Annotated in this window: 19 protein-coding genes and 1 pseudogene; 4 read left to right on the top strand and 16 right to left on the bottom strand. The window is 68.9% G+C overall.

Annotated features, from left to right (window positions below; genetic code table 11):
- Positions 1-266: 266 nt before the first annotated feature.
- From VV867_RS24245 to acnB, 5 genes are all read right to left on the bottom strand, one after another.
- On the bottom strand, positions 267-1,007 hold the full coding sequence (locus VV867_RS24245) for a murein L,D-transpeptidase catalytic domain family protein (RefSeq protein WP_109933570.1): 741 nt from the start codon (positions 1,005-1,007) through the stop codon (positions 267-269).
- A gap of 80 nt (positions 1,008-1,087) precedes the next feature.
- On the bottom strand, positions 1,088-2,125 hold the full coding sequence (locus VV867_RS24240; protein WP_109933569.1) for a L,D-transpeptidase: 1,038 nt from the start codon (positions 2,123-2,125) through the stop codon (positions 1,088-1,090).
- An 84-nt stretch (positions 2,126-2,209) separates the two neighbouring features.
- The gene (locus tag VV867_RS24235) at positions 2,210-2,905 is read right to left on the bottom strand and encodes a pseudouridine synthase (RefSeq protein ID WP_109933568.1); all 696 of its coding nucleotides are present in this window, start codon (positions 2,903-2,905) and stop codon (positions 2,210-2,212) included.
- Positions 2,905-3,120 carry a cysteine-rich CWC family protein gene (locus VV867_RS24230; protein ID WP_275627036.1) on the bottom strand — a complete coding sequence of 72 codons (216 nt, stop codon included), beginning with the start codon at positions 3,118-3,120 and terminating at the stop codon, positions 2,905-2,907. Before VV867_RS24230 ends, VV867_RS24235 begins: the two co-directional genes overlap by 1 nt.
- A gap of 971 nt (positions 3,121-4,091) precedes the next feature.
- Positions 4,092-6,701, bottom strand: a complete 2,610-nt coding sequence (acnB, locus tag VV867_RS24225; protein ID WP_328567765.1) for a bifunctional aconitate hydratase 2/2-methylisocitrate dehydratase — start codon at positions 6,699-6,701, stop codon at positions 4,092-4,094.
- Positions 6,702-7,092: 391 nt separating this feature from the next.
- On the opposite strand from acnB, the gene VV867_RS24220 reads away from it, so the two are divergent.
- Entirely contained in the window at positions 7,093-7,569 is a 477-nt protein-coding gene (locus VV867_RS24220; RefSeq protein ID WP_089392036.1) for a DUF1289 domain-containing protein, read from the top strand.
- Between the two features lie 24 nt (positions 7,570-7,593).
- On the opposite strand, the gene VV867_RS24215 is transcribed toward VV867_RS24220, so the two are convergent.
- A complete protein-coding gene (locus VV867_RS24215) occupies positions 7,594-8,940 on the bottom strand; it encodes a class II 3-deoxy-7-phosphoheptulonate synthase (RefSeq protein WP_089392035.1) in 1,347 nt (448 codons plus the stop codon).
- A 220-nt stretch (positions 8,941-9,160) separates the two neighbouring features.
- Between VV867_RS24215 and VV867_RS24210 the strand changes: the two genes are divergently transcribed.
- Positions 9,161-9,907 carry a spermidine synthase gene (locus VV867_RS24210; RefSeq protein ID WP_109935493.1) on the top strand — a complete coding sequence of 249 codons (747 nt, stop codon included), beginning with the start codon at positions 9,161-9,163 and terminating at the stop codon, positions 9,905-9,907.
- 15 nt (positions 9,908-9,922) lie between these two features.
- Here the strand turns inward: VV867_RS24210 and VV867_RS24205 are convergent, their stop codons facing one another.
- The 3 genes from VV867_RS24205 to VV867_RS24195 form a co-directional block, all read right to left on the bottom strand.
- A complete protein-coding gene (locus tag VV867_RS24205; RefSeq protein ID WP_275627033.1) occupies positions 9,923-11,581 on the bottom strand; it encodes a ShlB/FhaC/HecB family hemolysin secretion/activation protein in 1,659 nt (552 codons plus the stop codon).
- 79 nt (positions 11,582-11,660) lie between these two features.
- Entirely contained in the window at positions 11,661-13,106 is a 1,446-nt protein-coding gene (locus VV867_RS24200; RefSeq protein WP_109935491.1) for a collagen-like triple helix repeat-containing protein, read from the bottom strand.
- A 287-nt stretch (positions 13,107-13,393) separates the two neighbouring features.
- Positions 13,394-14,185 carry a crotonase/enoyl-CoA hydratase family protein gene (locus tag VV867_RS24195; protein ID WP_109935490.1) on the bottom strand — a complete coding sequence of 264 codons (792 nt, stop codon included), beginning with the start codon at positions 14,183-14,185 and terminating at the stop codon, positions 13,394-13,396.
- 305 nt (positions 14,186-14,490) lie between these two features.
- Between VV867_RS24195 and VV867_RS24190 the strand changes: the two are divergent.
- Positions 14,491-16,214 (top strand): annotated as a pseudogene (locus VV867_RS24190) (DEAD/DEAH box helicase).
- A 367-nt stretch (positions 16,215-16,581) separates the two neighbouring features.
- Here VV867_RS24190 and fabI read toward each other — a convergent pair.
- From fabI to gloB, 7 genes are all read right to left on the bottom strand, one after another.
- Positions 16,582-17,379: an enoyl-ACP reductase FabI gene (gene fabI / locus VV867_RS24185; protein WP_275627031.1), complete on the bottom strand. Its 798-nt coding sequence runs from the start codon at positions 17,377-17,379 to the stop codon at positions 16,582-16,584.
- Positions 17,380-17,401: 22 nt separating this feature from the next.
- Entirely contained in the window at positions 17,402-19,018 is a 1,617-nt protein-coding gene (locus VV867_RS24180) for an ABC transporter ATP-binding protein (RefSeq protein WP_275627030.1), read from the bottom strand.
- Between the two features lies 1 nt (position 19,019).
- Positions 19,020-20,039 (bottom strand): ABC transporter permease, encoded by a 1,020-nt coding sequence (locus tag VV867_RS24175; protein WP_109935487.1) that lies wholly within the window; start codon positions 20,037-20,039, stop codon positions 19,020-19,022.
- 3 nt (positions 20,040-20,042) lie between these two features.
- On the bottom strand, positions 20,043-21,128 hold the full coding sequence (locus tag VV867_RS24170) for a microcin C ABC transporter permease YejB (RefSeq protein ID WP_328567764.1): 1,086 nt from the start codon (positions 21,126-21,128) through the stop codon (positions 20,043-20,045).
- On the bottom strand, positions 21,128-22,951 hold the full coding sequence (locus tag VV867_RS24165; protein ID WP_328567763.1) for an extracellular solute-binding protein: 1,824 nt from the start codon (positions 22,949-22,951) through the stop codon (positions 21,128-21,130). The genes VV867_RS24170 and VV867_RS24165 overlap by 1 nt, the downstream gene beginning before the upstream one ends.
- Positions 22,952-23,470: 519 nt before the next feature.
- Positions 23,471-25,081: a LysM peptidoglycan-binding domain-containing protein gene (locus VV867_RS24160; protein ID WP_109937220.1), complete on the bottom strand. Its 1,611-nt coding sequence runs from the start codon at positions 25,079-25,081 to the stop codon at positions 23,471-23,473.
- 79 nt (positions 25,082-25,160) lie between these two features.
- Entirely contained in the window at positions 25,161-25,940 is a 780-nt protein-coding gene (gene gloB, locus VV867_RS24155; protein ID WP_328567762.1) for a hydroxyacylglutathione hydrolase, read from the bottom strand.
- 125 nt (positions 25,941-26,065) lie between these two features.
- On the opposite strand from gloB, the gene VV867_RS24150 reads away from it, so the two are divergent.
- Complete coding sequence (locus VV867_RS24150) at positions 26,066-26,824, top strand: class I SAM-dependent methyltransferase (RefSeq protein ID WP_328567761.1); 759 nt, start codon at positions 26,066-26,068, stop codon at positions 26,822-26,824.
- Positions 26,825-26,875: the final 51 nt, after the last annotated feature.

The following is a 26,875-nucleotide window of genomic DNA, read 5'->3' as shown; positions in this document are numbered from 1 at the left end:
GGAGGAATACCGTGTTTCCCGGCAACCTGTAGGAGCGGGCCCTGCCCGCGAAATCGCGCGCAGGGCGCGCTCCTACAGGGGAATGGCGCGGGTGGGGCAGCGTAGGAGCGGATCTCATCCGCGAACCGCACCAGCTATTGCCCAGGGGCAGGTAGGCACGGCTTCTCGTAGGAGCGAGCTTGCTCGCGAACAAACGCGGTGCCTTGCGGTTCGCGAGCAAGCTCGCTCCTACGAAGATACCAAGAGCGTTTCGGCGCGTTGCGGGCTCAGCGCTTGGCCAGGGTCGCGCTGCGCCCCAGGTTCTGCGCCTTGGCCAGGCTGCAGCTGGCACCGGCGAGGAACTGCGAGTTGTTCAGCCATTCCTGCTGCGGGTAGTAGGCGAACACGTAGCTGCCTTTCTGCAGGGTGTCGATCAGCTTCTGCGCCACCTGCGGGCGCACCGCCGGGCAGCCCTGGCTGCGGCCCAGGCGGCCGAGGCCGGGGACCACCCTGGGGTCGGCGTAGGCGGCCGCGTGCATGACGATGGCGCGCTCTTCGCTGTTGTCGTTGAAGCCCGGCTCCAGGCCCAGCAGGCGCAGCGAGCGGCCGTGCTTGCCGCTGTAGGTCTGGCCGGTCTGGTACAGGCCGATGGACGACTGGTAGCTGTTGGGGCGGTTGGAGAAGGAGGTGGCGAGGTCGTCGCCGCTGTTCTTGCCGTGGGCCACCCACTCCTCGAACAGCAGCTTGCGCCGCTTGAGGTCGAACACCCACAGGCGCTTGTCGCGCGAGGCCTTGGAGTAGTCGATGACGGTCAGCAGTTCGTCACGCCCGCCCAGTTGCGCGGCGTTGGCGCACTGGTAGGCGCTGAGCGCCAGGCGCAGGGCCTGCAGGTTGGTGGCCGGAGCCAGGCGGTGGAGTTCCTCGGCGCTGGGCAGCGCCGCTTGGGCAAGGCTGCTGCCGAGCGCGTAGAGCGCGCCCACGGCGAGCAGCGGCCGGAGTTTCCCCCAGACGGTGGATATGGACGGCATGGCGCCGTTCCCCCTTTGTCACTTCCTAAGGTCTGTTTTCGATTGCGCATGCAAGTGCGCGAAATTGAGGGGATTCTCGCCTATTTTTTGATCGATGCCGGTACCGCCTGTCGGTCGTTGGTGGTGATCACCGTGAAGTCCGGGTTGCTGCGCGTCTCGCGGCTGGACGGCAGGTCGGTGATGACCAGGGTGCTGCCGACGTCCATGGCCAGCAGCAGCGAGCGCAGGAAGTGCGCGTCCATGCTGAACTGGCCGAGCTGTTCCGCGGGCGTCAGGCCGGCCTGCGGGTTGCTCACCTGCACGGCGCTCCAGCGCAGGTTCGGCGAGGCGCTGGCGAGCTGTTCCGGGGTGGGCCGTTCCAGCAGCGAGAAGGCCGCCACGCCCGTGCGCGCGCCGGGGTTGTCGAGGGCCACCGGGGCGCTGCCGATCTGGGTGCCGCCGCGGTACACGTAGGCGCGGCGGTCGGCGCGGCTGATCAGCACCGAGATCGGCCCGGCGGCTTCGCCCGGGTCGCTCCAGTAGGGCTCCACCGCCGGGCTGGCCGGGCCGCTGGGCTTGCCTTCGGTCACCTGCGGGGCGAGCAGGCCGGGGTGGTAGACCTCCACCGGCGAGCTCTTGGCGTCGGAGATGATCACCGTGGTGTTGCTGAAGCCGGTGACCTCGTAGAGCTTCTTGGCGAAGGCCATGGGCAGGCGGATGCAGCCGTGGGAGGCCGGGTAGCCGGGCAGGTTGCCGGCGTGCAGGGCGATGCCGTCCCAGGTCAGGCGCTGCATGTAGGGCATGGGCGCGCTGTCGTACAGGTCGGAGTGGTACTCCACCTTCTTCTGCAGGATGGTGAACACGCCGGTGGGGGTTTCCTTGCCGCGCTTGCCGGTGCTGACCGTGGCCAGGCCGATGGCGATGCCGTTGCGGTACACGTAGGCGCGCTGCTCGGTGAGGCTGACCACTACCGTGACCGGGCCCTGCGGGGAGATCTCCGGGTACCAGAGGAACTGCCCGGGCTTGAGCTTCTTCAGCGCCGCCTGCAGGTCGTTGAGCGGCGAGCTGTGGCTGGAAGTGGCCACGGCGGGCAGGGCGACCAGGCTGAACAGCAGCAGGGCGAAAGACAGTGTCTTCATCGTATTCCTTCGATGCGCGGGCGTCCTCGCAGCTTAGTCGGGGCCGTGCCGCCCCTGCAATTCGCGATGCCGGACGGCAGTCTCTCAGTCCAGCGCGGCCAGCTCGGCGGCGCTCAGGGCGCGGTACTGGCCCGGCGCCAGCTGCGCGTCCAGGGCCAGGCCGCCCATGCGCTCGCGGTGCAGGCGGGTGACCTTGTTCTGGAAGTGCCCGAACATGCGCTTGACCTGGTGGTAGCGGCCTTCGTGGAGGGTCAGGCGCGCCGCCCGCGGGGCGAGGATCTCCAGCTGCGCGGGGAGGGTGGTGAGGTCCTCGTAGCGGAAGTACAGGCCGCGGGCGAAGACCTCGGCGTAGTGCGCCTCGATCGGCTGCTCGGTCTCGACGTAGTAGACCTTGGGCAGCTTGCGCCCGGGCAGGGTCATGCGCCGCGACCACTGGCCGTCGTTGGTGATCAGCAGCAGGCCGGTGCTGTTGTAGTCCAGCCGCCCGCCGATGTGCAGCTCGTGCTTGTCCGGCTCGTCCAGCAGGTCGAGCACGGTGCGGTGCTCGGCGTCGCGGGTGGCGCTGACGCAGCCGGCGGGCTTGTGCAGCATGAAGTAGCGCGCCGGGCGGCCGGCCTGCAGCACCTCGTCGTCCAGTTCCACGCGGCTGAACTCGCGCACTTCGTGGCGGCCGTCGCGGACCACCGCGCCGTCCACCTTCAGGCGCCCGGCGGCCAGCAGCAGGCGCGCATCCTGGCGGCTGAAGCGGGGCAGGTTGGCGAGCAGGCGGTCCAGGCGCATCAGGCGGGCTCGTCGGCGGGCGGCAGACCCTGCGCGCAGCGCGGGCAGAGGCAGGCGCGGTCGAGCTGCTCCGGCGGGACGCGGGCCAGGGCGGCGGGGTCGATGCGCGTCTGGAAGCACCAGCAGAGCGTGCCGTCGGCGTCCGGGTCGGCCTGGCTGCAGGCATTGCGCTGGCCGCAGAGGGGGCAACGGGTGGGATCGGGCGTGTCGGTCATGGTGCAGGTCGGTGCTTCGCTGGTTGCACAGGGTGCAGCGGGTGGCGCCGGGGTGCAAGGGGAATTCGTGCCACCGGGACGTCCGGCGTGGGCGGTGAGTCCAATCGCGGACGGAGTCCTCCTACGCCCGTGCTTCCTGGAACCGTAGGAGCGGACCTTGTCCGCGATTCGGCGGATAACGCCGTAGGCGTTATGCGCCCTACGGGGAGCCCGGGAGCTTCGTGGTTCCGCTTCACGCCGAACGGTCCCCTCTCCCGCTTGCGGGGGAGGGTTAGGGAGGGGGCGGCGTCAGGGTTGGCAGAGGTGCGTGAGCGAGGTCCGTCCCCTCTCCCCAGCCCTCTCCCTGAAGGGAGAGGGAGCCGTTCGGCGTGCACGGATAACGCAGCGTCAGCCGGCAAATTCGTAGGGCGAATAACCGTTCGCGGTTATCCGCCGTTGGCCGATACACGACGCAAACGGCGGATAACGCCGTAGGCGTTATGCGCCCTACGGGTTTCCAGAGAAACCACCGAGCGCACCGGAACGCCCCTTCAGAAGGCCGAGCGAAACCGGCGCTCAGGAGGTCATGCGACATGGATGTCGCTAGAGCCCCGATCAGCACAGGGACGTGCTGTCGGGGCGGGCCTCCGTGGCGGGGGAGTTCGCGAGGGTAGCCCGGCTCCATCGGGCCCGTATGTCGGGGCAAGCCTTTTTGGTTCCTTTTGTGGCGACTGACAAAAGGGACTCGCCCGAGGGGGCGAAACAAGAGACATCCGAACACTCGGAGCGGCGCGGTACACCCAAACCCAACGTCTTTTTTGGGTTCCGGCGTTCGCGGGAATGACGAGGGGGAGATCGGAGCGCGGAACCAAGCCCCGCAAGCAAAGCCATACCCCATCCCAAACGAAAATGCCGTTTCTCCCCAGGGGAAGAAACGGCATTCTCTTCAAAGCCCCACCGCACAGGCCAGGGCTTTCCTCACGCCGAAAGGCTTAGGCTTGAACGACCGGAATCTTGGCGTTCGCAGCGGCTTCCTTGAACTCGGCGATCTGGTCGAAGCTCAGGTAGCGGTAGATATCGGCAGACATGCTGTCGATGTCCTTCGCGTAGGCCATGTACTCCTCGACGGTCGGCAGCTTGCCGATGATCGAAGCCACGGCCGCCAGCTCCGCCGACGCCAGGAACACGTCGGTGGAATCGCCCAGGCGGTTCGGGAAGTTACGGGTCGAGGTCGAGACCACGGTGGAACCGGTCTGTACGCGAGCCTGGTTACCCATGCACAGCGAGCAGCCCGGCATTTCCATGCGCGCACCGGCCTTGCCGTAGATGCCGTAGTAGCCTTCCTCGGTCAACTGGTGGGCGTCCATCTTGGTCGGCGGGGCCAGCCACAGACGGGTCGGAATGCCACCCTTGACCTTGTCCAGCAGCTTGCCGGCGGCGCGGAAGTGACCGATGTTGGTCATGCACGAACCGATGAACACCTCGTCGATCTTGCGGCCTTGCACGCTGGACAGCAGGCGGGCGTCGTCCGGGTCGTTCGGGGCGCAGAGTACCGGCTCCTTGACGTCGGCCAGGTCGATCTCGATGACCGCGGCGTATTCGGCGTCCTTGTCGGCTTCCAGCAGTTGCGGGTTGGCCAGCCAGGCTTCCATCGCCTTGGCGCGGCGCTCCAGGGTGCGGGCGTCGCCGTAGCCTTCGCCGATCATCCAGCGCAGCAGGGTGATGTTGGACTTCAGGTATTCGGCGATGGCCTCTTCCGGCAGCTTGATGGTGCAACCGGCGGCGGAACGTTCGGCCGAGGCGTCGGACAGCTCGAAGGCTTGCTCGACGGTCAGGTCGTTCAGGCCTTCGATCTCGAGGATGCGGCCGGAGAAGATGTTCTTCTTGCCTTTCTTCTCGACGGTCAGCAGGCCGGCCTGGATGGCGTAGTAGGGGATGGCATGGACCAGGTCACGCAGGGTGATGCCCGGTTGCAGCTTGCCCTTGAAGCGCACCAGTACCGATTCGGGCATGTCCAGCGGCATCACGCCGGTGGCAGCGGCGAAGGCTACCAGGCCGGAACCGGCCGGGAAGCTGATGCCGATCGGGAAGCGGGTGTGCGAGTCGCCGCCGGTGCCGACGGTGTCGGGCAGCAGCATGCGGTTCAGCCAGCTGTGGATGATGCCGTCGCCCGGACGCAGGGATACGCCGCCACGGGTCATGATGAAGTCGGGCAGGGTGTGGTGGGTCTTGACGTCGATGGGCTTGGGGTAGGCCGCGGTGTGGCAGAAGGACTGCATCACCAGGTCGGCGGAGAAGCCCAGGCAGGCCAGGTCCTTCAGCTCGTCGCGGGTCATCGGGCCGGTGGTGTCCTGGGAACCGACGGTGGTCATCTTCGGTTCGCAGTAGGTGCCCGGACGCACGCCCTTGCCTTCCGGCAGGCCGCAGGCGCGACCGACCATCTTCTGCGCCAGGGTGTAGCCCTTGCCGCTGTCGGCGGGGGCTTCGGGCTTCTTGAACAGGGTGGACGGGGCCAGGCCCAGTTCGGCGCGGGCCTTCTCGGTCAGGCCACGGCCGACGATCAGCGGGATACGGCCGCCGGCGCGGACTTCGTCCAGCAGCACGGGGGTCTTCAGCTCGAAGGTGGTGACCACTTCGCCGCTGTCATGGCGCACGACCTTGCCTTCGTACGGGTACACGTCGATGACGTCGCCCATGGCCAGGTTGGTGCAGTCGAACTCGATCGGCAGGGCGCCGGCGTCTTCCATGGTGTTGTAGAAGATCGGGGCGATCTTGGTGCCGAAGCAGAAACCGCCTGCGCGCTTGTTCGGCACGTAGGGGATGTCGTCGCCGAAGAACCACAGCACCGAGTTGGTGGCGGACTTGCGGGAGGAACCGGTGCCGACCACGTCACCGACGTAGGCGACCGGGAAGCCCTTGGCCTTGACCGCTTCGATCTGCTTCAGCGGGCCGATGGCGCCGGGCTGTACCGGCTCGATGCCGTCGCGGGCCATCTTCAGCATGGCCAGGGCGTGCAGCGGGATGTCCGGACGCGACCAGGCGTCGGGCGCCGGGGACAGGTCGTCGGTGTTGGTTTCGCCGGGCACCTTGAACACGGTCAGGGTGATCTTCTCGGCGACCGCCGGGCGGGCCTGGAACCACTCGCCGTCGGCCCAGGACTGCATCACGGCCTTGGCCGCGGCGTTGCCCTTCTTGGCGCGCTCGGAGACGTCGTGGAAGGCGTCGAACATCAGCAGGGTGTGCTTCAGCTGGGCGGCGGCGACCTCGGCCAGCTCGGCGCTGTCCAGCAGTTCCACCAGGGTGGCGATGTTGTAGCCGCCCTGCATGGTGCCCAGCAGCTCGACGGCGCGGGCCTTGCTGATCAGCGGGGAAGTGGCTTCGCCCTTGGCGACGGCGGAGAGGAAGCCGGCCTTGACGTAGGCGGCCTCGTCCACGCCCGGCGGGACGCGGTTGGTGATCAGGTCGAGGAGGAATTCTTCTTCGCCGGCCGGCGGGTTCTTCAGGAGTTCGACCAGACCAGCGGTCTGTTCGGCGTTCAGCGGCTGGGGCACGACACCCTGGGCGGCACGCTCTTCTACGTGTTTGCGGTAGGCTTCAAGCACAGTATTTCCCTCATCAGTGGTCCCGTGGGACGCGTATCCAGGAGACCTCGCCGATCCATTCGTCAGGCATGGTGGACGGTAATCCACGGACCTACGACGGCACCGGCAGCCTCCAGACAGAAGCTGTTTTCAAAGTTTTACGCCGGAGGGCCTGGGACGTGAGGGACTGGGCGCTTGAGGGGGGCGCCCAGACCGCGCGGCTGCCGGAATCTGTGCTTCGTGACGCTTTGAAAACAGCTTCGAACGGGCATTGCGCCTTGTGAAAGGCGGGCCGATTCTACTGGAATTCATTGCTGAAAGTAAGCGCCATCGCGCCGATGCGAAAGGTGATCTTGCCTAGACAAAGGGCTAAGATGACGCCCGTCCCCCGTTGTCCCGAAGCCGTTCCGCCATGTCCTCCCAGCGCATCAAGACCCCCTGTGTCGGCCTTTGCTCCACCGTCTACGGCGACCTCGTGTGCCGCGGTTGCAAGCGCTTCCACCACGAGGTGGTGAACTGGAACCTGTACGGCGAGGAGGAGAAGCGCGCGGTGTGGAAGCGCCTGGAGGTGCTGCTGGTGCAGGTGATGGTGGCCAAGCTCGAGGTGTTCGATGCGCCGCGCCTGCGCGCCCAGCTGGAGCAGCGGCAGATCCGCTTCGTCCCCGAGCAGTCGCCGTACTGCTGGGCCTACCAGCTGATCGCCCGCGGCTCGCGGCTGATCCAGAGCATCGAGGCCTACGGCGTGGCCCTGCTGCCGGAGTTCCGCGAGCGGCCGCTGCCGGAGCTGCGCGACGCCATCGACCGCGAGTTCTTCCTGCTTTCCGAGGCCCACTACGACCGCTACATAGCCCCGCGCTTCCTCAGCGAGGGCATGGACCTGCGCGTCTGAGCCCAGCCCCGCCGTTCGTCGGTTTCAGCGCCGCGCCTGCTTCAGCGTCTCGGCGATGAGGAAGGCCAGCTCCAGCGACTGGTCGGCGTTGAGCCGCGGGTCGCAGTGGGTGTGGTAGCGGTCGCTGAGCCCGGCCTCGGTGATCGGCCGCGCACCGCCGATGCACTCGGTGACGTTCTGCCCGGTCATCTCGATGTGGATGCCGCCGGGGTGGGTGCCCTCGGCCCTGTGCACCTCGAAGAACTGCCGCACCTCGGCGAGGATGCGCGCGAAGTCGCGGGTCTTGTAGCCGCTGGAGGCCTTGATGGTGTTGCCGTGCATCGGGTCGCAGCTCCACAGCACCTGGCGGCCTTCGCGCTGCACGGTACGGAGCAGCCGCGGCAGGCCGTCGCCGACCTTGTCGGCGCCCATGCGCACGATCAGGTTGAGGCGGCCGGGGTCGTTGTCCGGGTTGAGGATGTCGATCAGGCGCAGCAGTTCCTCGTCGCCCATGCTCGGCCCGACCTTCACGCCGATGGGGTTGCCCACCCCGCGCAGCAGCTCGACGTGGGCGCCGTCCAGCTGGCGGGTGCGGTCGCCGATCCAGAGCATGTGCGCCGAGCAGTCGTACCAGCCGCCGGTGAGGCTGTCGCGGCGGATGAAGGCTTCCTCGTAGTTCAGCAGCAGCGCCTCGTGGGCGGTGAAGAAGCTCACCTCGCGCAGCTGCGGCGCGCCGTCCAGGCCGCAGGCGCGCATGAAGGCGAGGGTTTCGTCGATGCGCCCGGCGAGCTGGCTGTACTTCTCCGCCAGGGCCGAGTTGGCGATGAAGTCGAGGTTCCACTGGTGCACCTCGTGCAGGTCGGCGAAGCCGCCCTGGGCGAAGGCGCGCAGCAGGTTGAGGGTGGCGGTGGACTGGTGGTAGGCCTGCAGCAGGCGCTGCGGGTCCGGCACGCGGTTGGCCTCGTCGAAGCCGATGCCGTTGACGATGTCGCCGCGGTAGGCCGGCAGGGTCATCTCGCCCACGGTTTCCTCGCCGGAGGAGCGCGGCTTGGCGAACTGCCCGGCCATGCGCCCGACCTTCACCACCGGGCAGCCGGCGGCGAAGGTCATGACCACCGCCATCTGCAGCAGCACCTTGAAGGTGTCGCGGATCTTCGCCGCGGAGAACTCGGCGAAGCTCTCGGCGCAGTCGCCGCCCTGCAGCAGGAAGGCGCGCCCGGCGGTGACCTCGGCGAACTGCCGGCGCAACTCGCGGGCCTCGCCGGCGAACACCAGCGGCGGGTAGCTGGCCAGGGTCTGCTCGACCTGCTGCAGGCGCGCGGCGTCGGGGTAGGCGGGTTGCTGCTGGATGGGGCGGCTTCTCCAGCTGTCGGGGCTCCAGGTCTGGCTCATCGGGGGCTCGCGGGGCAATGGCGGGTATCGGCCCATGGTAACACCGGGCGGGGCCTCCTTCAGCGGGGCCGGGCTGGTATCCTTCGCTTTCCATGAGCCCGCGGCCGTCGCCGTCCTTGCCCTGCGGAGAACCCCGCGTGTACCAGAGCCCGACTTCGAATCCCCGTCCGTATCGCCGGCCCAGCGCCAGCGCCCGTGGCCATGGCCGGGGGCGCCGGGCATGAGCGAGGACCTGCTGATAGCCGAGGAGCGCGATGCCTACGGGGTGATCCGCGTGGTGGAGCAGGGCGGCTACCGCTACCTGGAGTTCGGCGAGGAGGTGGAGCAGAGCTGCGTGCGCATCGGCGACCCGGCCTGGCTGGAGTACGACTATTCCCGCGCCATGCTGCTGGGCGCGCTGTGCCACCCCGCGCCGCGCCGCGCGCTGTTCCTCGGCTTCGGCGCCGGCAGCCTGACCCAGGCCTGCCTGAAGCACCTGGCGCTGGACGAGGCGGAGGCCGTCGAGCTGCGCCCGGCGATCCCGCGCCTGGCCCGCGAGCACCTGGGCCTGGTGGACGAGCCGCGCCTGCGGCTGCGCATCGGCGACGCGGTGGAGGAACTGGGCGACTGCGAGCCGGCCGACCTGATCTTCCTCGACCTCTACACCGACACCGGCCCCGCCCCGGCGCACCTGGGCTGGGACTTCCTCGGCGCCTGCCGCGACAAGCTGCGCCCCGGCGGCTGGCTGATCATCAACCAGTGGAGCACCGACGACGGCCGGCCCCTGGGCGCGGCCCTGCTGCGCGGGCGCTTCCACCGCCACTACCTGGAATGCCCGGTGCCGGAAGGCAACGTGATCGTCTTCGTTCCCGCCGACATCGAGCAGAGCCTCGAACCGCGCGGGCTGAAGAAACGCGCCAAGGCCCTGCAGGGCGACCTGGGCTACGACCTGGGTACCTACATCGACGCGCTGCGCCCCGCGCAGTAGCGGCGGGGCGCCGGCTCAGGGGATCTGGTAGCTGAGCGTCAGGTTGAGCCGCGGGCTGCGCTCGTCGTTGTCGATGGCGCGGTCGGCGAACGGCTTGGCCACTTCCACCCCCAGCACGTACTGCTTGCGGTTGGAGAAGCGCACCCCGACGGCGCCGGAGCCGAGCCTGGCGCCGGGCTGGCCGTCGGCGTTGTACCAGGTGCGCGCGCCGTCCACCACCAGATAGGGCTGCAACTGGTTCATCCAGCGGTTTTGCCAGAGGAAGGCGTAGTTCACCTCGTAGGAGGCGCCCCAGCCCTTGTCGCCGGTGGCCTGGTCGTCCGGGTAGCCGCGGCCGAAGTTGGCGCCGCCGTAGGTGACCTGCTCGGAGTCCGGCAGGCTGTCGTGGGCCCACTGGAAGCTGGCGTTGGCCACGCCCTGCACCCGCTCGCCGAACTGGTTCTGCTGGGCGCCGAAGCCGAGCACGCGGGTGAAGTCCTTGCGCGCCGGCGCCGTGCTCTGCGCGTCGAAGGCGTTCAGGCCCTTGTAGAGGGCCAGGCTGCCGGCGCGCACCTGCTTCTCGCCGAACTGCTGGACCAGGGTGTCGACGCCCACCACGCGCAATTTGTTGCGCAGCTTCACGCTATAGGGGGTAGCCGGCGCCACCAGGTCGTAGCGGCTGCTGTCGTCCACCGTGTAGGCGCGCAGGTTGACGTCCCAGGTCAGGTCGCGGCGCAGCAGCACGGGGATGCCCAGGCCGGCGCTGAGCCGTTCGTTCTCGCGCTTGCGCGCGTATTGCAGCGGGCCGATCACCACGCGGTCCTCGAGGCTGGCGTTGTAGTGGCTGTAGCCGGCCATCAGCTGCAGGCCGTTGTCGCCCAGCAACTGGCTGTAGTTCCAGGCGCGGTAGTACTCCTTGTCGTCGCCGGGCGGGTAGAGGTAGCTGAACTGCAGCTGCTCGCCCCGGCCCAGCAGCGAGGCCAGCGTGGCGTTGAACAGCCCGCGCGGGTTGCCGTGGCGCGAGTCGAAGTCGGCGCCGGTGGTGACGACCTCGTGCTTGCCGAGCATCTCCAGCACGGCGCCGCCGTCGGTGGTGGTCGGCGGGTTGAGGACCATGTTCATCTGCAGGCCGGGCACCCGGCTCATCAGTACGCTGAAGCGCTCGAAGCTGGCGCGGGTCAGCGGCCGCTCCGCCTTCAGGCGCTCGATCCAGCGCGCCACGCGGGCCTGGTGCACGCCGAGGTCGCCGGCGCTGCGCACCTCGCTCAGGTGGCCCTCGATCAGCATGATGCGCCCGACGCCGCCATTGAAGTCCTGGTTGGGTACGTAGGCGAAGGAAATGACGAAGCCGTCGTCCTGGTAGCGCCGGGTGATGGCCTTGGCCGCCGCCACCAGCTCGCCGATCCTGATGTCGCGACGGGTCAGCGGTTCCAGCAGGGGCTTCCAGGTGGCGATCGGGTAGTGGCCGCCGCCGGCGACCTCGATGCGCCGCAGGCGGATGCGCCGTTCGAGCAGTTGCTGCGGCTGCGCGGCCGCCGGGGTGCTGACCCGCGGCGCTTGCGGGCGCACGTCGCCGCCGGGCAGGTTGGGCCTGGGCAGGCCCTGTTCGATGTCGGAGCCGGGCAGTTGGATCGGGCGGTCGGCCCAGGCTAGGGGGCTGGCTAACAACAGCGTTACTACGGCTAGCTTGCGCATGGCTTCTCCCTGAAGCCGTTAAATGAAAGGGCGAAGGGCCGTTGCCGACCCTTCGCCGTTCGCTTTGGCGGGCTTGCCGTCAGTTTCCGGACTTGCCGCCCAGGCTGCCGGTCACGCCGCCGAGCAGGCCACCCACGGTGCCCAGGGTGCCGCCGAGCAGGCCGTTGTTGCTGGCCAGGCCGTTGCTGCCGACGCCTGTCGCGACTCCGCTGGTGAGGCCACTGGTGACGCCGCCCAGGGTGCCGGTGACGCCGGAGAGCAGGCCGCCGACCGGGTTGCTGCCGCCGGTGGCGCCGCCCAGGGTGCCGGTGACGCCGGAAAGCAGGCCGCCAACCGGGTTGCTGCTGCCGGTGGCGCCGCCCAGGGTGCCGGTGAGGCCGGAGAGCAGGCCGCCGACCGGGTTGCTGCTACCGGTGGCGCCGCCCAGGGTGCCGGTGACGCCGGAGAGCAGCCCGCCGACCGGGTTGCTGCCGCCGGTGGCACCGCCCAGTACGCCGGTGACGCCGGAGAGCAGCCCGCCGATCGGGTTGCTGGCGCTGCTGCCGGCCGGTGCGTTGACCAGCCCACCCGTCGCGCTCACGGCCTCGCCGACGTTGGTCACGACGCTGCCGACCGGCGCGAGGACCGGCGTGGTACTGCCGAGCTGGGTGCCGACCTGGCCCACCAGGCCGCCGACCGTGGTCACCAGGTTGTTCACCGGGGCGCCCAGGCCGGTGGCCGCGCCGACCTGCTGGGTCACGCCCTCGACCTGGCCGACCAGGCCCGCGGTAGTGCCGCTGAGCTGCTTGGTCAGCGGGCTGAGCGGGCCGGTGGTGACGGCGCCGCTGAGGGAGTCGCCGAGCATGCTGATCTGCCCGCCGACGCCGTCGACCACGCCGCCCAGGGCAGTGGTCACCGGTTTCAGCGGAGTGTTGGCGCCTACCGCGGCGACGGTGCCGCCCAGGTCGCTGACCGCATTGCCGACGCTGCTCACCGTGCCGGTGGCGCCGGCCACCGTGGTGCCCAGGGCGTTGGGGTTGCTGCCGAGCTGGCCGACGCCGTTGGTGATGCCGCTGCCCAGGCTGTTCACGCCCTGGCCGACGTCCTGGATGACGTTGCCGGCGCCTTCGGTCACGCCGCTGCCGACCACCGGCAGGCCCACGCCCTTGACCACGCTGCCGACGCCGTTGACGGTGTCGCCCAGCGAGCTGACCGCTTCGCCGGTGTTGCTGAGGATGGTGCTGGTGGTGCTGGGGTTGGTGCCGCCGGTGCTTCCGCCGTTGTTACCGCCGTCGCCACCGTTGTTGCCACCGTTGTTGCCGCCGGTTCCACCATTACCGCCGGTGCCGCCGTCGCCACCGCTGCCGGTACCGCCGGAACCGTTGCCGTCGCCGCCGCTACCCGAGCCGCCGTTGCCGGCGCCCTGGTCGGAGCCGCTTCCGGAACTGGCGACACTGCTGTGATGGCCGCCCTTGCTGCTGCAACCCTGCAGCGACATGGCAACGACCAGGAGAGACAACGCGAATACACGAATGGGACCAGACATCTGGGGCTCCTCCCTGAAGGGCTCTGGTGTTCAGGAGAAGCCTCGGTCCGCCGTCGGCAAGAGTACTTCCACTGATTGCCGGCACAGTTTCAGTACTTGCGGGAGGGGGCGAAATTGCATCTTGTATATAGTCGTTTGTTATAGGCATCCCGTTGATTCGAATGAAATTTCAGCAGAATTGCTGGCCTTTTGATTGCAATCTAATACTTTCGATATAGCGCTTTCCCGGGGCGTTTCGAAGGCGTGCCCGGACGGCGTCGCGAAGTGGCGTGACGGGGGCGCCACGGCTAGTTGCCGGAGAAGTGGCCTTCGCGCTTTTCCAGCAGCGACTGCAGGCCTTCCCGGGCGTCCTCGCTGGCGAGCAGGGCCTTGAGCTGTTGCGGCAGCTCGCGGATGGCCTCCGCCGGGCCCTGTTCCTGGGCGCGGCGCGCCGAGGCCAGGGTGGCGCGCACGGCCAGCGGGGCGCGGCGGGCGATGCGCGCGGCCAGCTTCAGGGCCTCGGGCAGCAGCTCCTCGGGCGGGTGGATTTCCTGGACCAGGCCCAGGCGGCAGGCCTCGTGGGCGTCGAACTCGTCGCCGCTGAGCAGCCAGCGCATGGCGTTGCCCCAGCCGGCGACCTGCGGCAGGCGCAGGGTGGCGCCGCCCAGCGGCAGCAGGCCGCGGCGCACCTCCATCTGGGCGAAGCGGGCGTTGCTGGCGCACAGGCAGATGTCCGCCGCCAGCATCAGTTCGATGCCGATGGTGTAGCAGTAGCCCTGCACGGCGACCAGCAGCGGCTTGCTCAGCCGCGGCCCGCCGAGGGTGCCCCAGGGGTCGACCGCGCCGGCCGGCAGTTGCCAGCCGTCGTGCAGGCGCCGGCTGACGTCGGCCAGGTCGAGGCCGGCGCTGAAGTGCTCGCCGTGGGCGACGATCAGCGCGCAGCGCAGGTCGTCGTCGCGTTCGTACCCGCCCAGGGCCAGCATCAGCTCGTCGAGCATGCGCTGGTCGAAGGCGTTGCGCTTTTCCGGCCGGTTCAGGCCCAGCAGCAGGAGATGACCACGACGCGTGACGGTGACGCGGGGTTCGCTGGTAGGGTTCACGGCGCGTGCTCCTGGCAGGTGGGCCCTGCTCGGTATAGACGGCGGGTGGCCGATTGTGCAAGTCTTGACCGTTCGGCCAGCGGCGGCGGAAAAGCCACACATCGACGGCGTTTTTCCGGTATGATGCGCGCCGGCCTGTTACGGCCCCGTTCGGGACCGCATCTTTCAGAGCCTGCACGCTCTGGCTGTGCGTCCGCTTCCGCGGACTTCCTTGACGTATTCTTCCAACAGTTCAGTTCGCAAATCCCCGCTTCCAGCTGCCTGGGTGACTTCTACTGTCGTACAGGGCATGCGCAGCTCGGCCATTGGGTCTTTGCGGATGTATTTAGAGGCAAAACCCATGACCCAGGAAACCGGCGGCTTCGCCGCGCTCGGCATTCATCCCAATATTCTGGCGGCCATCGCCGCGGTCGGCTACGAAGAGCCTTCGCCCATCCAGGCCCAGTCGATCCCGGTGATCCTCGAAGGCCACGACATGATCGGCCAGGCCCAGACCGGCACCGGCAAGACCGCCGCCTTCGCCCTGCCGCTGCTGTCGCAGATCGAGCCGGCCCGCCGCGAGCCCCAGGTGCTGATCCTGGTGCCGACCCGCGAACTGGCCCTGCAGGTGGCCACCGCCTGCGAAACCTACTCCAAGCAGATGCCCGGCGTCGGCGTGGTAGCCGTCTACGGTGGCGCGCCCATGGGCCCGCAGCTCAAGGCCCTGCGCCAGGGCGCCCAGGTCCTGGTGGCCACCCCCGGCCGCCTGTGCGACCACCTGCGCCGCGACGAGAACCTGCTGGCCACCGTCGAGCGCCTGGTGCTGGACGAGGCCGACGAGATGCTCAAGCTCGGCTTCATGGACGACCTGGAAGTGATCTTCGAGGCCATGCCGGCCAGCCGCCAGACCGTGCTGTTCTCCGCGACCCTGCCGGCCTCGATCCGCAGCATCGCCGAGCGCCACCTGAAGGAACCCAAGCACGTCCGCATCGCCGCCAAGACCCAGACCGTGGCGCGCATCGAGCAGGCGCACCTGATGGTCCATGCCGACCAGAAGCCCGCCTCCATCCTGCGCCTGCTGGAAGTCGAGCAGTTCGACGCGCTGATCGGCTTCGTGCGTACCAAGCAGGCCACCCTGGACATCGCCGAGCTGCTCGAGCGCCAGGGCTACCGCGCCGCCGCGCTCAACGGCGACATGCCGCAGGCCCAGCGCGAGCGCGTCATCGAGTCGCTGAAAGACGGCTCGCTGGACATCGTCATCGCCACCGACGTGGCCGCCCGTGGCCTGGACGTGTCGCGCATCACCCACGTGCTGAACATCGACATGCCGTACGACCCCGAGTCCTACGTGCACCGCATCGGCCGTACCGGCCGCGCCGGCCGCGAAGGCCGCGCGCTGCTGCTGGTGACCCCGCGCGAGCGGCGCATGCTGCAGGTGATCGAGCGCGTCACCGGGCAGAAGGTCGGCGAAGTGCGCCTGCCCGACGCCGACACCGTGCTGGAAGCGCGCCTGGCGCGCCTGGCCTCCAGCCTGCAGCCGCTGCTGGAAACCGCGGTCGCCAACCGTGGCGCCGTGCGCGACGAGCTGTGCCGCCGCCTGGGCACCGACGTCGAGACCCTCGCCGCGGTGCTGCTGGCCAAGCTCACCGAAGGCAAGGCCCTGGACCTGGAGTCGGTGCGCCGCGAGCAGCCGCTGACCCCGGCCGCCCCGCGCGAGCGCAGCGACCGTTACGAACGTAGCGAGCGCGGTGAGCGCAGCGATCGTGGCGAACGCTCCGGCGAGCGCCGCCCGATGGCCGCCCCGGCCGAAGGCAAGGCCCGCTGCCGCACCGCCCTGGGCGCGCGCGACGGCGTGGCGGCGAAGAACCTGCTGGGTGCCATCCTCAACGAGGGCGGCCTGTCCCGCGAGGCCATCGGCCGCATCCAGATCCGCGAGACCTTCAGCCTGATCGAGCTGCCGGAAGACGGCCTGGAGCGCCTGCTGGGCAAGCTCAAGGACACCCGCGTCGCCGGCAAGGCCCTGCGCCTGCGCCGCTACCGCGAGGATTGATCCGCGCGCCACGCGCCGCGATCCGATGAAAACGCCGCAGTCGGGTGACCGGGTGCGGCGTTTTTCCTTGTGCGGTGGTTGGGGGCAGCCACGAGGTCCCTGTAGGAGCGCGCCCTGCGCGCGATTCGCGGATAAGATCCGCTCCTACAGTTTGCTGCGAGGCATGCCTGAAGTTCGACGGCGGATAACGCCATAGGCGTTATGCGCCCTACGGAGGCCGGAGGCTCGGTATTTCCCGTAGGAGCGGACTTTGTCCGCGATAGCTCGACGCCATGTGGTTGCCATGTAGGAGCGCGCCCTGCGCGCGAATCGCGGGCAGGGCCCGCTCCTACGGTTTGCTGTGAGGCGTGGCATTCCCGCCGCCTGCTCAGTCCTCTTCCAGCGGCCCCATCGCCGTGGTGTTGAAGCCGCCGTCGACGTAGAGGATTTCGCCGCTGATGCCGCTGGCCAGGTCGGAGCAGAGGAAGGCCGCGGCGTTGCCGACTTCCTCGATGGTCACGTTGCGCCGCAGCGGCGTCTGCCGTTCGCTGGCGGCGAGCATGCGGCGGAAGCTCCTGATGCCGGAGGCCGCCAGGGTGCGGATCGGCCCGGCGGATACCGCGTTGACCCGCGTGCCTTCCGGGCCGAGGCTGGCGGCCAGGTAGCGCACGCCGGCCTCCAGGCTGGCCTTGGCCATGCCCATCACGTTGTAGTTGGGCAGGGTGCGCTCGGCGCCCAGGTAGGAGAGGGTGAGCAGGGCGCCGTGGCGGCCCCGCATCATCCCGCGGCCGGCCTTGGCCAGGGCCACGAAGCTGTAGGCGCTGATGTCGTGGGCGATGCGGAAGCCGTCGCGGCTGGTGACGGCGGTGAAGTCGCCGTCGAGCTGGTCACCCGGGGCGAAGCCCACCGAGTGGACGATGATGTCCAGGCCGTCCCAGTGCCTGCCCAGCTCGCGGAACACCGCCTCGATGTCGGCGTCGCTGGCCACGTCGCAGGGGAAGCACAGCCCGGGGCCGGAGCCCCAGCCGGCGGCGAATTCCTCGACGCGGCCCCTGAGCTTGTCGTTCTGGTAGGTGAAGGCCAGCTCGGCGCCTTCGCGGTGCATCGCCGCGGCGATGCCCGAGGCGATGGAGAGTTTGCTGGCGACGCCGACGATCAGTGCGCGCTTGCCGGTGAGAAAGCCCATGGTGCTCCGCCTCCCGTGCGGGTCATGCCTGGCTGGTGGCCGCCGGGACCATGAACGCGGCTTCCAGCAGCTGTTGGGTGTAGGGGTGGCTCGGCGCGGCGAAGATCGCCTCGGCCGGGCCCTGTTCCACCACCTTGCCCTGGCGGATGACCATCAGCTGGTGGCTGAGCGCCTTGACCACCGCCAGGTCGTGGCTGATGAACAGGTAGCTGAGGTTGTACTTGGCCTGCAGCTGGCGCAGCAGGTCGACCACCTGGCGCTGCACCGAGCGGTCCAGCGCCGAGGTCGGCTCGTCCAGCAGGATCAGCGCCGGCTTGAGCACCAGGGCGCGGGCGATGGCGATGCGCTGGCGCTGGCCGCCGGAGAATTCGTGGGGGTAGCGGTGGCGCGTCTCCGGGTCCAGGCCGACTTCCAGCAGCGCGTCGATGATCCGCTGCTCCTGTTCCTTCTCGTCGCAGATGCCGTGGATCTCCAGGCCCTCGCCGACGATCTGGCCCACCGACAGGCGCGGGCTGAGGCTGCCGTACGGGTCCTGGAAGACCACCTGCATCTCGCGGCGCAGCGGGCGCACCTCGGCCTGGTTCAGGGTGTCCAGGGCGTTGCCCTCGAAGCGGATGGCGCCGCGGCTGTCGATCAGCCGCAGGATGGCCAGGCCCAGGGTGGACTTGCCCGAGCCGCTTTCGCCGACGATGCCCAGGGTGTGCCCGCGCGGCAGGCTGAAGTCGATGCCATCCACCGCCTTGATGTGGTCCACGGTGCGGCGGAACACGCCTTTCTTGATCGGGAACCACACGCGCAGGTCCTGCACGCTCAGCAGCTCCGCGCCCGGCGGGTTGGCCGCCGGCGCGCCGCTGGGCTCGGCGCCGAGCAGCTCGCGGGTGTAGGGGTGCTGCGGGGCCTCGAACAATTGTTCGCAGTCGGCCTGCTCGACGATCCTGCCCTGCTGCATCACGCAGACGCGGTGGGCGATGCGCCGCACCAGGTTGAGGTCGTGGGTGATCAGCAGCAGCGCCATGCCCAGGCGCGCCTGCAGCTCGCCCAGCAGGTCGAGGATCTTCAGCTGCACGGTGACGTCCAGCGCCGTGGTCGGCTCGTCGGCGATCAGCAGCTCCGGCTCGTTGGCCAGGGCCATGGCGATCATCACCCGCTGCCGCTGGCCGCCGGAAAGCTCGTGGGGATAGGCCTTCAGGCGCGTGGCCGGGTCGGGGATGCCGACCAGGTCGAGCAGCTCGATGATGCGCGTGCGCGCCGCCTGGCCCTGCAGGCCCTTGTGCAGGGTGAGCACCTCGCCGATCTGCTTCTCCACGGTGTGCAGCGGGTTGAGCGAGGTCATGGGCTCCTGGAAGACCATGGCGATGCGGTTGCCGCGGATGCCGCGCAGCTTGCGTTCCGGCGCCTTGAGCAGGTCCAGCCCGGCGTAGCGCACGCTGCCGCTGGGGTGGCTGGCGGTGGGGTAGGGCAGCAGGCGCAGGATGGAGTTGGCGGTCACCGACTTGCCCGAGCCGCTTTCGCCGACCAGGGCGAGGGTCTCGCCGCGGCGGATGTCGAAGCTGACCTTGTCCACGGCATGGACGCATTCCTCGCCGCAGGCGAAGTCGACGGAAAGGTCGCGGACTTCGACCAGGTTGTCGTGGCTCATCTCACTTCCTCGGGTCGAAGGCATCGCGGGCGGCCTCGCCGATGAACACCAGCAGGCTGAGCATCAGCGCCAGCACCACGAAGGCGCTGATGCCCAGCCACGGCGCCTGCAGGTTGGACTTGCCCTGGGCGACCAGCTCGCCGAGCGACGGCGAGCCGGCGGGCAGGCCGAAGCCGAGGAAGTCCAGGGAGGTCAGGGTGGCGATGGCGCCGGTCAGGATGAACGGCATGAAGGTCAGGGTGGAGATCATCGCGTTGGGCAGGATGTGGCGGAACATGATCTTGCCGTTCTTCATGCCCAGGGCGCGGGCCGCGCGCACGTACTCCAGGTTGCGGCCGCGGAGGAACTCGGCGCGCACCACGTCCACCAGGCTCATCCAGGAGAACAGCAGCATGATGCCCAGCAGCCACCAGAAGTTCGGCTGCACGAAGCTGGCGAGGATGATCAGCAGGTAGAGCACCGGCAGGCCCGACCAGATTTCCAGGAAGCGCTGGCCGAGCAGGTCGACCCAGCCGCCATAGAAGCCCTGCAGGGCGCCCACCAGCACGCCGATCAGCGAGCTGAGCAGGGTCAGCACCAGGGCGAACAGCACCGAGACGCGGAAGCCGTAGATCACCCGGGCCAGCACGTCGCGGGCCTGGTCGTCGGTGCCCAGCAGGTTCTCCCGGCTCGGCGCCGAGGGCACCGGCACGCGCAGGTCGTAGTTGATGGAGTCGTAGCTGTAGGTGATCGGCGGCCAGAGCACCCAGGCGTCCTTCTCGGCCAACTGCTGGCGCATGTAGGGCGCCTTGTAGTTGCCTTCCAGGGGGAACTCGCCGCCGAACACGGTTTCCGGGTAGCGCTTGAGCACCGGGAAGTACCACTGGCCGTCGTAGTGCACCGCCAGCGGCTTGTCGTTGGCGATCAGCTCGGCGCCCAGGCTCAGCACGAACAGCGCGAGGAACAGCCACAGCGACCACCAACCGCGCTTGTTGGCCTTGAAGCGCGCCCAGCGGCGCTGGTTCATCGGGGACAGGCGCATCGCTTACTCCCGGTTCTCGAAGTCGATGCGCGGATCGACGAGGGTGTAGAGGACGTCGCTGACCAGCTTCATGATCAGGCCGAACAGCGTGAAGATGAACAGGGTGCCGAACACCACCGGGTAGTCGCGGTTGAGCGCCGACTCGAAGCTGAGCAGGCCCAGGCCGTCGAGGGAGAAGATCACCTCGATCAGCAGCGAGCCGGTGAAGAACACTCCCAGCAGCGCCGAGGGCAGGCCGGCGATGATCAGCAGCATGGCGTTGCGGAACACGTGGCCGTAGAGCACCTGGCGCTCGGTCAGGCCCTTGGCGCGGGCGGTGACCACGTACTGCTTGCCGATCTCGTCGAGGAAGCTGTTCTTGGTCAGCAGGGTGATGGTGGCGAAGTTGCCGATGACCAGGGCGGTGATCGGCAGGGCCAGGTGCCAGAAGTAGTCCTTGACCTTGCCGAAGGTGCTCAGCTCGTCGAAGTCGTTGGAGGTCAGCCCGCGCAACGGGAACCAGTCCCAGTAGCTGCCGCCGGCGAACAGCACCACCAGCAGGATGGCGAAGAGGAAGGCGGGGATGGCGTAGCCGATGATGATCGCCGAGCTGGTCCAGATGTCGAACTGGCTGCCGCTGCGCACTGCCTTGGCGATGCCCAGGGGGATGGACACCAGGTACATGATCAGGGTGCTCCACAGCCCCAGGGAGATGGACACCGGCAGCTTCTCGATGATCAGGTCGGTGACCTTGGCGTCGCGGAAGAAGCTGCTGCCGAAGTCCAGGTGCACGTAGTTCTTGAGCATGATCCAGAAGCGCTCGGGCGCCGGCTTGTCGAAGCCGTACATGCGCTCGATCTCCTTGACCAGCTCCGGGTCCAGGCCCTGGCCGCCGCGGTAGTGCGAGCCGCCGGAGGAGGCCAGTTCGCCACCGGAGCCGGCGATGCGCCCGGTGGCCCCGCCGGCGGCGGCGTTGACGCCTTCGAGCTTGGCGATCATCTGGTCCACCGGCCCGCCGGGGGCGGCCTGGATGATGATGAAGTTGATCAGCAGGATGCCGAACAGCGTCGGCACGATCAGCAGCAGGCGGCGCAGGATGTAGGCGAGCATCAGGGGGTCTCCGGCGCCTGGGTCACGGCCTGGGTCGGCTCGGCCTTGCCGCGGGCCTGCCACCAGGTCATCAGCGCGTAGCTGTAGGGCGGCAGCTTCGCGGGGTGGGCGATGCGGTTCCAGTAGGCCAGGCGCCAGGTGTCCAGGTACCAGTTGGGCACCACGTAGTGGCCCCACTGCAGGGCGCGGTCCAGGGCGCGGGCGTGGCGCACCAGGGCTTCGCGGGAATCGGCCTTGATCAGGCCGTCCACCAGGGCGTCGATGGCCGGGTCGCGCAGGCCGATGAAGTTGCGGCTGCCGGGGTTGTCGGCGCTGGCCGAATGCCAGAACTCGCGCTGTTCGTTGCCCGGCGAGTTGGACTGCGGCCAGCTGGCGACCATCATGTCGAAGTCCCGCGAGCGCAGGCGGTTGATGTACTGGGAGATGTCCACCACGCGGATCTGCATGTCGATGCCCAGCTCGGCGAGGTTGCGCTTGTAGGGCAGCAGCACGCGCAGGAAGTCGGCCTGGACCAGCATGAATTCGAAGCTCAGCGGCTTGCCGTCGGGGCCGACCATGCGGTCGTCGACGATCCTGTAGCCGGCCTCCAGCAGCAGCTTGTAGGCCTTGCGCTTCTGCTCGCGGATGATGCCGCTGCCGTCGCTGACCGGCGGCTCGTAGACGCGCTCGAAGACCTGCGGCGGCAACTGGCCGCGCAGCGGTTCGAGGATCGCCAGCTCCTGGGCGTCGGGCAGTTCGTGGGCGGCCATCTCGGAGTTCTCGAAGAAGCTGCGGTCACGCTTGTAGGAGCCGAAGAACAGCTGCTTGTTGGTCCACTCGAAGTCGAACAGCAGGCTGATGGCCTCGCGCACCCGCGCGTCCTGGAACACCGGGCGGCGGATGTTGAAGGCGAAGCCCTGCATGCCCCAGGGGTTGTCGTTGTGCAATTCCTGGCGGACGATGCGGCCGTCGCGCACCGCCGGCGAGTCGTAGGCGGTGGCCCAGTTCTTCGCGATGCGCTCCTCGTTGAAGTCGAACTGCCCGGCCTTGAAGGCCTCCAGGGCCACGGTCAGGTCGCGGTAGGAATCCACCACCACGGCGTCGAAGTTGTTGAAGCCACGGTTCACCGGCAGGTCCCTGGCCCAGTAGTCCTTGACCCGCTCGTAGCGGATCGAGCGGCCCGGGTCGACCTTGGCGACGCGGTAGGGGCCGCTGCCCAGCGGCGGCTCCAGGCTGGTCTTGGCGAAGTCGCGGCTGGCCCACCAGTGCTTGGGCAGGATCTGCAGCTGGCCGAGGATCAGCGGCAGCTCGCGGTTGCCCGGGCGCTTGAAGTCGAAGCGCACGCGCAGCTTGTCCTCGGCCACCACCTTGTCGACGTCCGCGTAGTAGTTGCGGTACATCGGGTCGCCCTGCTTGACCAGGGTCTGGAAGGTGAACACCACGTCCTCGGCGGTGACCGGCGTGCCGTCCTGGAAGCGTGCCTGCGGGCGCAGGTAGAAGCGCACGAAGCGCTGCTCGGGGTCCTTCTCGATCTTCTCGGCGAGCAGGCCGTATTCGGTGAAGGGCTCGTCCAGGGAATGGAAGGTCAGGGTGTCGTAGACCAGGCTGATCTGCGAGGCCGGGTTGCCCTTGGGAATGAACGGGTTGAGGCTGTCGAAGCCGCCGGTGTCGGAGAGCCGCAGGGTGCCGCCCTTGGGCGCGTCGGGGTTGACGAAGTCGAAGTGGCGGTAGTCGGCCGGGTATTTCGGCGCCTCGTCGTAGAGGGTGATGGCATGTTGCGGCGCGGCCCGCAGGCCGGCGCCCAGGCCGAGCAGGCCGAGCAGGAGGAGGGCGCGCAGCTTCATCGACGGCGCTCCGCCGCCGTTCCGGTGGTGGGAGCGGGTGCGGGGCGAGGGGCGCTGGTCGACAGTCTGGGCATGGTCTGCTCGTAGGTCCGTTCGGGCTGGCATCGTTTGTACTGGTTGCGGCCCGTCCCGTGCAAGGGGGCGGGCCCCGGGAAGCCTGGCGGAGCGCCGGCGCCGCCGGCTTTTCGACAGGCATTCCAGGCGGTCACGGTAACAGCTTGTATTGCGGGGAAAAAGCTCGGGCCGGAAGCTTAGGCCGTGCTTTGGGGGGAAAGTTGCCGGGGGCGGGGAGCGCCGGCGGGGTTTCAGTGCCACCGCGGGGTTTGCTGCAACGGATCGGCAATCGCGGACGGAGTCCGCTCCTGCATCACCGGTTGGCAACGATTCTCGTAGGAGCGAGCTTGCTCGCGAACAAACGCGGTGCCATGCGGTTCGCGAGCAAGCTCGCTCCTACGAAGAGCATCGCAAGGGGCGTAGGGCGTATAACCGTTCGCGGTTATCCGCCGTTACACCGTGGAATCAACGGCTGGCGGTGTCGAGGTAGAGCGTCAGGGTCTGCCCGGGCTTGAGCGCGTGGGCGCTGCTGCGCGGGTTCCAGCGCTTGATGTGCTGCATCTCGACGTTGAAGCGCTTGGCGATCAGGTACATGGAATCGCCCTGCTTGACCTTGTAGTAGGTCGCCGCTTCCTGCGCCTGCTGCTGCTTGGCCTTGCCGCTGGCGCCGCTGCGGGCCGCCAGCTGGGTGGCGCCTTGCAGCTTGAGCACCTGGCCGGGCTTGACGCCGTGGCTGTCCAGGCCGTTCCAGCGCTTCAGGTCGTCGACGCCGACGCCGGTGGCGCGGGCGATCTGCCAGAGGTTGTCGCCACGCTTGACCTTGTAGCTGCGGGTGGCGTTGGCCAGGCTGGGCGCCTTGGGCGCGTCGGCCTTGGCCACCTGGCGCGCGGGCTCCAGTTCCGGCATGCGGCTGCCCTTGGCGGGGATCAGCAGCGCCTGGCCGTTGCGCACGCGGTTGGAGCTCAGGCGGTTGCTGCTCTTGAGCTCGGCCACGGTGATGCCGTGCTTGGCCGCGATGCTGCGCAGGCTGTCGCCGCGGCGCACCTTGTACTGCTTCCAGCTCACCAGGTCCTGGGGCTGCAGGGAGGCGAGGCCGGCCTTGAGCCGCTCGACCTTCTCCTTGGGCACCAGCAACTGCTGCGGGCCGTCCATGGTGATACGGCGCTTGAAGGCCGGGTTGAGCAGGTACAGCTCGTCCTCGTCGAGTTCGGCCAGCGCCGCGACGCGCGACAGGTCCAGGCCGGGCTTGACCTTCACCGCGGCGAAGTAGGATTCGTTGGCGATGGGGTTGAGGTTGATGCCGTAGGCTTCCGGCGACATCACCAGCTGCGACAGGGCCAGCAGCTTGGGCACGTAGTCCTGGGTTTCCTGGGGCAGCGGCAGGTTCCAGTAGTCGGTCGGCAGGCCGAGCTTCTGGTTGCGCTCGATGGCGCGGCTGACGGTGCCTTCGCCGGCGTTGTAGGCGGCCAGGGCCAGCAGCCAGTCGCCGTTGAACATGTCGTGCAGGCGGTTCAGGTAGGTCAGCGCCGCGTTGGTCGAGGCCTTGATGTCGCGGCGGCCGTCGTACCAGCTGGTCTGGCGCAGGTTGAAGTGGGTGCCGGTGGTGGGGATGAACTGCCACAGGCCCACCGCCTGGGCGCGGGACACGGCGAGGGGGTTGTAGGCGCTCTCGATCATCGGCAGCAGCGCCAGTTCCAGCGGCATCTGCCGTTCTTCCAGGCGCTCCACCACGTAGTGCATGTAGGGGCTGCCGCGCTCGGAGGCCTGCTCGATGAAGGCATGGTTGCCGACGAACCACAGGCGCTGGCGTTCGATGCGCGGATTGGTGTCGGTGGCGTCGGCCTGCAGCTGGAAGCCGTGGCGCATGCGCTGCCAGATGTCGCTGTCGGCGTAGGCCGGGTTGAACTGTACGTCCACCGCGCGGCTGGCGGCGGGGCGGTAGGTCAGGGCGTCCTGGCCGGTGCCGTGCTGGCTGGTCTGGCAACCGGCGAGGGCGCCGGCGCCGAGCAGGACGGAGACTCGTATGGCACGAGCCAATGCGTCTAGATCGCTGGTCTTACTGGTCTTTGGCGGCATTGGCGGATGACTTTGTCCAGGGTAAAAATTTCGGGGATTCTAGAAACCGCGCCGGACGTGGTCAAGATTTCGCCAGACCTCAGAATTTATCTTTCCATTGCCGAATGACCGCAAAAACCTCTGCGGGGCTGGCTGTCGGCCCGCCGTTCCGCTCGTCGGCGGCTTTTTTCACGCTGCTTTCCGAGGTGCGCAAAAAGGGGTTGGTGGCCCGCTCCAGGGCGATGGTCGAGGGCAGGCTGATGCGGCCCTGCTCGCGCCAGGCGGCGACCTCGTCGAAGCGCGCGGCCAGCTCGGCGTTGCCGGGCTCCACCGCGCGGGCGAAGCGCAGGTTGCCCAGGGTGTACTCGTGGGCGCAGTACACGCCGGTGGCGCCCGGCAGCGCGGCGAGGCGGCCCAGGGAGGCGTGCATCTGCGCCGGGGTGCCCTCGAACAGGCGGCCGCAGCCGCCGGCGAACAGGGTGTCGCCACAGAACAGCAGGGGCGCGTCGGCGTCGGCGTGGTAGTAGGCGATGTGCCCGAGGGTGTGGCCGGGCACCTCGATCACCTCGAAGTCCAGGCCCAGCACCTGGACCTGGTCGCCGCCCTGCAGCGCCTGGTCGATGGCCGGGATGCGCTCGCCGGCCGGGCCCAGCACCCGGGCGCCGCTGGTCTGTTTCAGGCGCGCCACGCCGCCGACGTGGTCCTGGTGGTGGTGGGTGACCAGGATGGTGGCCAGGCGCCAGCTCGGGTGCGCGGCCAGCCAGGCCTCGACCGGCGCGGCGTCGCCCGGGTCGACCACCGCGCAGGTCTGCGTGGTCACATCCTGCAACAGCCAGATGTAGTTATCGGAAAAGGCGGGCAGCGCGTCGATCTGTATCATGGCCGGATGTCGCTAAGCGGAATAGGTTGGCGCATAGTAGTGCGAATGTGCCGTCCTGTGTTCGCCGAAGGGCGTCGCCCGCCTTCCCGGCGGCGGCAGCCAACCTGTTTCAGGGGGTGGTGAGAATGGAACGAGAAGCCTTCGCCCAGGCCGATGCCGACTGGCTGGAGCTGATCGCCGAGGCGCGCGACTGGTTCGCCGGGCCGCTGGGCGCGATGATGCTGGCCGAGGAGCAGCGCCTGCTCTGCGACGAGCTGCAGCGCTACTTCGGCGGCTACCTGGTGCACTACGGCCCGCACGCCGAGCTGCCGGAGAGCACCGGCAACATCCAGCGCGGCGTGCGCCTGGGGCCGCCGCTGCCGGGCGTGGAGATCGCCTGTGACGAATGCGCCTGGCCGCTGGGCGAGCACGCCGCCGACGTGGTGCTGTTGCAGCACGGCCTGGACTTCTGCCTGTCGCCGCACCGCCTGCTGCGCGAGGCCGCGCGCAGCGTGCGGCCCGGCGGGCACCTGCTGGTGATCGGCGTCAACCCGCGCAGCGCCTGGGGCCTGCGGCACCATTTCGCCTCCGACGGCCTGGGCCGGGCGCGCTGCATTTCCCCCGGGCGGGTGTGCGACTGGCTCAACCTGCTGGGCTTCGCGCTGGAGAAACGCCGCTTCGGGTGCTATCGTCCGCCGCTTGCCTCGGCTGCCTGGCAGGCGCGTCTGCAACGCCTGGAGAACTGGGACAAGGGCCTGAAGGGCACCGGCGCCGGCTTCTACCTGCTGGTGGCGCGCAAGCTGGTGGTCGGCCTGCGGCCGTTGCGCCAGGCCCGCCGCGAGGCCCGCGGCCAGCTGGTGCCGCTGCCGGTGGCCAAGGTCAGCCGGCGGGATTCCGAAATCTAGCGACGGCCCTCGCCAGTCCCTCGTGCCACCTTCCCGGGGCGGGACGCCGCG

This window comes from Pseudomonas sp. JH-2 (assembly GCF_036231725.1).
In the GTDB taxonomy this organism is placed as follows: Bacteria; Pseudomonadota; Gammaproteobacteria; order Pseudomonadales; family Pseudomonadaceae; genus Pseudomonas; species Pseudomonas delhiensis.
This window is presented reverse-complemented; position numbering and strand designations above follow the sequence as displayed.

Excerpts from the sequence above, each read along its gene's own strand:
- VV867_RS24245 (WP_109933570.1), bottom strand. The coding sequence starts at position 1,007 with ATGCCGTCCATATCCACCGTCTGGGGGAAACTCCGGCCGCTGCTCGCC.
- VV867_RS24180 (WP_275627030.1), bottom strand. The coding sequence starts at position 19,018 with ATGAGCCACGACAACCTGGTCGAAGTCCGCGACCTTTCCGTCGACTTC.
- VV867_RS24210 (WP_109935493.1), top strand. The coding sequence starts at position 9,161 with ATGAGCGAGGACCTGCTGATAGCCGAGGAGCGCGATGCCTACGGGGTG.
- VV867_RS24165 (WP_328567763.1), bottom strand. The coding sequence starts at position 22,951 with ATGAAGCTGCGCGCCCTCCTCCTGCTCGGCCTGCTCGGCCTGGGCGCC.
- VV867_RS24170 (WP_328567764.1), bottom strand. The coding sequence starts at position 21,128 with ATGCTCGCCTACATCCTGCGCCGCCTGCTGCTGATCGTGCCGACGCTG.
- VV867_RS24150 (WP_328567761.1), top strand. The coding sequence starts at position 26,066 with ATGGAACGAGAAGCCTTCGCCCAGGCCGATGCCGACTGGCTGGAGCTG.
- VV867_RS24220 (WP_089392036.1), top strand. The coding sequence starts at position 7,093 with ATGTCCTCCCAGCGCATCAAGACCCCCTGTGTCGGCCTTTGCTCCACC.
- VV867_RS24175 (WP_109935487.1), bottom strand. The coding sequence starts at position 20,039 with ATGCGCCTGTCCCCGATGAACCAGCGCCGCTGGGCGCGCTTCAAGGCC.
- gloB (WP_328567762.1), bottom strand. The coding sequence starts at position 25,940 with ATGATACAGATCGACGCGCTGCCCGCCTTTTCCGATAACTACATCTGG.
- VV867_RS24240 (WP_109933569.1), bottom strand. The coding sequence starts at position 2,125 with ATGAAGACACTGTCTTTCGCCCTGCTGCTGTTCAGCCTGGTCGCCCTG.
- VV867_RS24235 (WP_109933568.1), bottom strand. The coding sequence starts at position 2,905 with ATGCGCCTGGACCGCCTGCTCGCCAACCTGCCCCGCTTCAGCCGCCAG.
- fabI (WP_275627031.1), bottom strand. The coding sequence starts at position 17,379 with ATGGGCTTTCTCACCGGCAAGCGCGCACTGATCGTCGGCGTCGCCAGC.
- VV867_RS24205 (WP_275627033.1), bottom strand. The coding sequence starts at position 11,581 with ATGCGCAAGCTAGCCGTAGTAACGCTGTTGTTAGCCAGCCCCCTAGCC.
- VV867_RS24215 (WP_089392035.1), bottom strand. The coding sequence starts at position 8,940 with ATGAGCCAGACCTGGAGCCCCGACAGCTGGAGAAGCCGCCCCATCCAG.
- VV867_RS24200 (WP_109935491.1), bottom strand. The coding sequence starts at position 13,106 with ATGTCTGGTCCCATTCGTGTATTCGCGTTGTCTCTCCTGGTCGTTGCC.
- VV867_RS24230 (WP_275627036.1), bottom strand. The coding sequence starts at position 3,120 with ATGACCGACACGCCCGATCCCACCCGTTGCCCCCTCTGCGGCCAGCGC.
- VV867_RS24160 (WP_109937220.1), bottom strand. The coding sequence starts at position 25,081 with ATGCCGCCAAAGACCAGTAAGACCAGCGATCTAGACGCATTGGCTCGT.